The 1174-nt window shown below is 69.8% G+C and carries 1 protein-coding gene and 1 pseudogene; both read left to right on the forward strand.

The genetic code is table 11. The features are described from left to right. The coding region (locus tag FVW27_RS16450; RefSeq protein ID WP_208294852.1) for a phosphate acyltransferase at positions 1-767 on the forward strand (767 nt) is incomplete at its 5' end. 60 nt (positions 768-827) lie between these two features. Beyond that, positions 828-1174: pseudogene (locus FVW27_RS16455) on the forward strand (butyrate kinase); the annotation flags it as partial.

The raw sequence follows: 1174 nt of genomic DNA on the forward strand, positions 1-1174 counted from the left end.
AGACCGCGCGCATCGCGGCGGAGCTGGGGCGCGACATTTCGGGCATTGCCGCCGTGCACGCCCCCGACCCGCGCGAGGCCGTGCAGTGCGCCGTGGACATGGTGCGGCGCGGCGCGGCCGATGTGCTCATGAAGGGCCTTGTGAATACCGACGTGTTGCTGCGCCGGGTGCTCAACCGCGCCACCGGCCTGCCCCCCAAGGGCGTGTTGAGCCATGTGGCCGTGTTCGAACTGCCCGTGTCGGACGGCGCCACGCGTCTGGCCATGATGACGGACGCCGCCGTGAACATCCGCCCCAATTTGCAGCGCAAGCTGGAAATCGTGCACAACGCCGTGGCCGTGGCCCGCGCGCTGGGCATTGCCCGGCCCCGCGTGGCCATGCTGGCCGCCACCGAAAAGGTCATCCTGCCCGCCATGCCCGCCACCCTGGATGCCCAGATCGTGGCCCGCATGGCCGATCAGGGCGAATTCGGCGAGGCGGACGTGGCCGGGCCCATGGCCCTCGACATTGCCCTTTCGCCCGACGCGGCGGCCCGCAAGGGCGTGGACCACCCCGTGGCGGGGTGCGCCGACATCCTCGTGGCGCCGGACATCGAAAGCGGCAACATCCTGTACAAGTCGCTGACCATCCTGGCCCGCGCGGACATGGCCAGCACCATGGCGGGCAGTTCCGCGCCGCTGGTGGTCACCTCGCGCGGGGACAGCGAACGTTCCAAGTTCTGCTCCATTGCGTTGGCGGGCTACCTGGCCCTGTCCGCAAGAAGCTAGAGCCCGCCCCGTCCGTCCGTTCCATTCTTTTCCGGCGGCCAGCTTGCCGCGCTGCCGTCCTTGCACGACACCGCCCTTCGAGAGGATACCCATCTGAGTTCCCAGCCTTTTCCCACCGACGGCAAGCCAGCCGCCAGCACGGCCCGTCCCGCGGATTCGTCCGGCTCCGGGAAGGAACGCATTCTGGCCATCAATCCCGGCTCCACCTCCACCAAGGTGGCCTTGTACGAGGGCGAGACCGAGGTGTTTTCCGAGACCGTGGAACACCCGCGCGACGAGCTTGCGGCCTTTCCCACGGTCATCGCCCAGTACGCCTACCGCCGTGCCGCCGTGGACGCGCTGCTGGCCCAGCACGGCATGACCGACATGCCCCTGGCCGCCGTGGCCGGGCGCGGCGGGCTGCTGCC

The sequence above is a fragment of the Nitratidesulfovibrio liaohensis genome (assembly GCF_011682075.1).
In the GTDB taxonomy this organism is placed as follows: Bacteria; Desulfobacterota; Desulfovibrionia; order Desulfovibrionales; family Desulfovibrionaceae; genus Cupidesulfovibrio; species Cupidesulfovibrio liaohensis.